This is a genomic window from Pseudomonas agronomica, from assembly GCF_025917275.1.
Taxonomy (GTDB): Bacteria; Pseudomonadota; Gammaproteobacteria; order Pseudomonadales; family Pseudomonadaceae; genus Aquipseudomonas; species Aquipseudomonas agronomica.
The window spans coordinates 1-3,103 of record NZ_JAOSHO010000549.1; the positions used below are offsets into that span (position 1 = coordinate 1).

Genomic DNA, 3,103 nt, shown 5'->3' on the forward strand with positions numbered 1-3,103 from the left:
CCCACAGAGGCTCGCTCCCACAGGTGACTGTGTGAAGCAGCTTAGTTATGCGCGTGCAGTGCTTCGTTCAGCTCGATGGCCGACTTGTGGGTCTTGCATTCCACCGCGCCGGTTTCGGAATTGCGGCGGAACAACAGGTCAGGTTGGCCGGCCAGGTCGCGGGCCTTGACCACTTTTACCAACTGGTTGTTCTCATCCAGCAAGGCGACCTTGGTGCCAGCCGTTACGTACAGGCCCGACTCCACGGTGTTGCGGTCGCCCAGCGGGATGCCGATACCGGCGTTCGCGCCGATCAGGCAGCCTTCGCCGACCTTGATCACGATGTTGCCGCCGCCCGACAGGGTGCCCATGGTCGAGCAGCCGCCGCCCAAGTCCGAGCCCTTGCCGACGAACACGCCCGCCGAGACACGGCCTTCGATCATGCCCGGGCCTTCGGTGCCAGCGTTGAAGTTGACGAAGCCTTCGTGCATGACCGTGGTGCCTTCGCCCACATAGGCGCCCAGGCGCAGACGCGCGGCATCGGCGATACGCACGCCAGCCGGGACCACGTAGTCGGTCATTTTCGGGAACTTGTCCACCGAGAACACTTCCAGCAATTCGCCCCGCAGGCGGGCTTCGAGCTGGTGCTCGGCCAGTTCGGCCAGGTCGATCGCGCCTTGGCTGGTCCAGGCCACGTTCGGCAGCAGAGGGAAGATGCCGGCCAGGTTCAGGCCATGGGGCTTGACCAGGCGATGGGACAGCAGGTGCAGCTTGAGGTACGCCTCAGGGGTGGAACTCAGTTGGGCGTCTTCGGCCAGCAGGGTGGCAACCAATGGCTTGTGGCTTTCGGCCAGGCGGGTCAACAGCGCGGCTTGGGCGGCATCGACGTTGCGCAGTACTTCGGCCAGTTGGGAAGCCTGGGCGGTGGTGAACGTGATGGCCTGGTTGCCTTCGCTATAGCCCAGGATCGGGGCGATGGCCGCGACGATCTCTGCCGACGGCTTGAGCAGTGGCTGTGCATAGAAGACTTCGAGCCAGGCGCCTTCACGGTTTTGGGTGCCGACGCCGAAGGCCAGGCTGAACAGGGTAGTGGACATGAAATTACCTCTACAAAATGGACTGGGCAGGCTTACTTGATTTCTGCCGCATAAATATCTGGCTTGAAGCCAATCAGGGTTCGGTCACCGAGATCGAGCACCGGGCGCTTGATCATCGAGGGTTGGGCGAGCATCAGTTCGATGGCTTTCGTCTGGTCGAGATCGGCTTTGCGTTCGTCGTCGAGTTTGCGAAAGGTCGTACCGGCACGGTTCAACACCACTTGCCAGCCATGCTCGTTGCACCACTGGGTCAGGTGCTCACGGTCGATGCCGGCAGTTTTGTAATCGTGAAAGTCATAGCGCACCGCGTGCTCATCGAGCCAGGTACGGGCTTTTTTCATCGTATCGCAGGCTTTGATGCCGAAAAGCTGTAAGTGCTTGTTTTCATTGGGCATGAGTGCTCCCCCAAAACGTTCCCGGTATCGTCCTGAAAATCAGCCGACGATTATGCCACGTCGTTCCTTTCAGTGCCTTGACTGTCGCGACGGATCGGACGAGGCGGAACCGATCGGAAAGAGGTGGCCACACAGCACAGGTAGACCCAGCACTTTTCCACACAAGAGACCCCGCCCATGGATTCCATCTCCCTGACCCCGTTCCATCCACTGACGGATCAAACTGAAGAAACACTCCCGCCCCCTTCAACGACCTCGACCACCGGGACCACTGCAGCCGTCCCGATCGGCCCTGTCACCGCTGAACAGGACCTGGCCAATCGGACGGGCGCCATCAAGGCCCAGCTCACCCGGGTATTCGAGCCCCATATGAACGGCGCCAATCGCGAGGCCTTCGAAGCACTGATCGACGATCGTTCACGGACCTTGGCCAATGACGGCGAAACCGCAGAAAGCGTCGACGCCGTGCTCACCAAGGGCTCGCGTCTGGATCGCGCGGCCCATGACACGGTGGGATTCCTCCGTTCGGTTCCCTTCGGCGCGGCGTCCATCGCGCTGGACTTCGCCCCGGCAGTGACCGGCAATGGCTCGATTACCGCGCCGTTGGCGTTGTCGGCGATTGCCGGCCTGGTCAGCAGCGCCGCCGACACGGTCGGCAATGGCCTGATGAAGCGCGCCACCAGCGATACCCAGTGGCTGGTGGCCGACAATGCCGAGCTGGAGCCGGTCATGCAGGAAGCCGCCCAGGCGGTGAAGCCGAGCCTGACGACCCAGGCCGTCGAAGGCAGCCTGACCTTCCAGACCTTCACCGCGCGAAACGTCTTGCGCACAGTGGTCCAACCCGTGGTGACAAAAACGGTCGATGCGCAGACGGGCAGCAAGGTGGACTCGGTGATGGCGGCTGTCGGTTCTCCGCTTTCCGGCATGGCGGCCTATGATCTGCAACATTCCATCGATAAATCGAAACACCGGATTGGCCCGGAATACCTGTTGGGGCGCCAGGACTGGCATCAGCGCTACAAGGATCTCAAGAATTATGGCGTAGGAAATGCGGCGATGGGCATTGCCAAGCGAGTCGGCAGCCTGCCGCTGGACGCGATGCGCGATGGCAGCAAATCTCTGCAAGCCTTGGTGACGCCGACGGGCTTGGTCAGTGGTCTCGGCGCGTTGGCCGGCGGTATTACCGCGATCGGCATGGCCCAGACCGCCGCTGTCAACGCGGCCAGGAACGCCGGGATTTCGCCTGCGGGTGTTGCGGCGGCTGGCAAGGCGACCGTCACCGCCACCATGGCCCCGGTGCTCGCCGCCTGGGTGACCACGGCTGTGATGACGCAGCCGTTGGCGGACAAGGCTTCCGCTGCGTTGGACAGGCTATCCGCCGGTCCCGCTCATCCGGATGAGCTGCAGGGAATGTTGCCCCTGGTCGAAACGTCGAGGGCTGAACCGATCGATAGCGACAACGAAGGTGATAGCGTCGATTTTGTCTCGACCCGTTCGACCCTCAGTGCCGCCGAGCGAGCGGTTTAGCATTGGTTGATTGCCGGTCGCCCCTGCCGCGTGGAGGTTAGGGGTGGCCGACGGACGATGGCGCATTAACGCCGCTGAGGTGCGACCAATGTGCAACGGCAGCGG

3 protein-coding genes are annotated in these 3,103 nt (G+C 62.5%); 1 reads left to right on the forward strand and 2 read right to left on the reverse strand.

The window, feature by feature from the left end; genetic code table 11:
• Nucleotides 1-41: 41 nt before the first annotated feature.
• Both dapD and OC610_RS24270 read right to left on the reverse strand, forming a co-directional pair.
• Complete coding sequence (dapD, locus tag OC610_RS24265) at nucleotides 42-1,076, reverse strand: 2,3,4,5-tetrahydropyridine-2,6-dicarboxylate N-succinyltransferase (protein ID WP_264431478.1); 1,035 nt, start codon at nucleotides 1,074-1,076, stop codon at nucleotides 42-44.
• Nucleotides 1,077-1,108: 32 nt separating this feature from the next.
• Nucleotides 1,109-1,471, reverse strand: a complete 363-nt coding sequence (locus OC610_RS24270; protein WP_217860243.1) for an ArsC family reductase — start codon at nucleotides 1,469-1,471, stop codon at nucleotides 1,109-1,111.
• 177 nt (nucleotides 1,472-1,648) lie between these two features.
• Here OC610_RS24270 and OC610_RS24275 point away from each other — a divergent pair, with 177 nt between their 5' ends.
• On the forward strand, nucleotides 1,649-2,998 hold the full coding sequence (locus OC610_RS24275; RefSeq protein WP_264431481.1) for a type III effector protein RopAA: 1,350 nt from the start codon (nucleotides 1,649-1,651) through the stop codon (nucleotides 2,996-2,998).
• The last annotated feature ends 105 nt before the right edge of the window (nucleotides 2,999-3,103 follow it).